The organism is Bacterioplanes sanyensis, from assembly GCF_014652515.1.
GTDB lineage: Bacteria > Pseudomonadota > Gammaproteobacteria > Pseudomonadales > Oceanobacteraceae > Bacterioplanes > Bacterioplanes sanyensis.
Genome location: NZ_BMYY01000032.1, coordinates 1 through 1,304 on the forward strand (window position 1 = coordinate 1; position 1,304 = coordinate 1,304).

A 1,304-nucleotide genomic window follows, 5' to 3' on the forward strand; every position below is an offset into this window, starting at 1 on the left:
AAGAAGAATACCAACCGTTTGTATTTGCTAGCAGGTTTTACCAACCTGCTGAGAGTGAAATCGGCCCTAAATTAGGGCGAGTGCGCCCAAAATCTGCAGAAATGCAGTTTTGGGGCAAAAATAAGGCCCGAATAAGGACCTAGAACATGGGAATCGGCAGCCTTTCCCAACTTTTTCTGATTTCCTGGTTAGGTTCGGCGATTTCAGGTGAAAATCAGAGGTGCCTTAGCTTTATAAGCCGATGGGCGATTTCAGCGTTTTCGTCACTGAGTATGGGCTGATAGCGGTAACAGGTTTCACTCACGGCGAATATCTGACAGGCCAGACGAATACTGATTTTCCGCTCAGCGACAGATTGTTGAGTGAGCATGCGCCGCGCCTGGGGCTTCACCACTTTTTTGCCATGGCTTCCTGAATGATCTCGGCCTTGAGGCGCTCCTCGGCGTACATCTTCTTGAGGCGTCGATTTTCTTCCTCAAGCTCCTTCATGCGTGCCATGAGTGAGGCATCCATGCCACCGTATTTGGCTCTCCATTTGTAAAATGTCGCGCTGCTCATGCCATGTTCACGGCAAAGCTCCGGCACAGGCGTGCCAGCCTCGGCTTGCTTGAGGATCGCCATGATCTGGCTGTCTGTGTAACGTGATTTTTTCATACAGAATCTCCTACGCTTAGGTTACGAGAAAATTCTACTTTTGGCTGCTGTTATTTTTCGGGGGGATTACCGAAGCTTCAGGCGAGTCTTTAGCGGCCGATGAGCGCGCAGAGCTGAAGCGCTTGAGGCGTGAAAATAAAGAGCTGCGCTTAGAGAAGGAAATCCTAAAAAAGGCCAGCGCCTTCTTTGCGAAAGAAATGAAGTAAAGTACGACTTCATCCGTCAGTGGGAAGATGATGGCAGTGTCACGCAGCTATGCCGAGTGATGCAAGTCAGCACCAGTGCCTATTACGACTGGCTCCGGCGTGATGACAAACACCCTGATAGCCAAACGTGGCATCTGAAACAGCGCATGAAGACGTTGTTTAACGAGTCGCGACAAAGCTTGGGTAGCCGTCAACTGATGACATTACTGCGCAAAGAAGGCTTTATCATAGGTCGCTACCGGGTGCGATCGCTGATGAAAGCACTCGGACTGAGCGTCTGGAAGAAGAAACGGTTTGTGCTGACCACCGACATATATAGACGCTCTCCCGGTGTCAAGGCATAAGATGGCCTTGGCGCCTGATCACCCCTGATTAACCTCTTTTTTTACTCATCACTCGGTCGCTATGATGAACGGTGGTTCATGCGAGTTGGTGGTAGTGCTG

Annotated in this window: 1 protein-coding gene and 1 pseudogene; one reads left to right on the forward strand and one right to left on the reverse strand. The window is 50.2% G+C overall.

Going from position 1 to position 1,304, the window contains the following annotated elements:
* Positions 1 to 226: 226 nt before the first annotated feature.
* Positions 227 to 654, reverse strand: a pseudogene (locus tag IE090_RS17740) (transposase); the annotation flags it as partial.
* 265 nt (positions 655 to 919) lie between these two features.
* On the opposite strand from IE090_RS17740, the gene IE090_RS17745 reads away from it, so the two are divergent.
* A complete protein-coding gene (locus IE090_RS17745; protein ID WP_229815829.1) occupies positions 920 to 1,204 on the forward strand; it encodes an IS3 family transposase in 285 nt (94 codons plus the stop codon).
* The last annotated feature ends 100 nt before the right edge of the window (positions 1,205 to 1,304 follow it).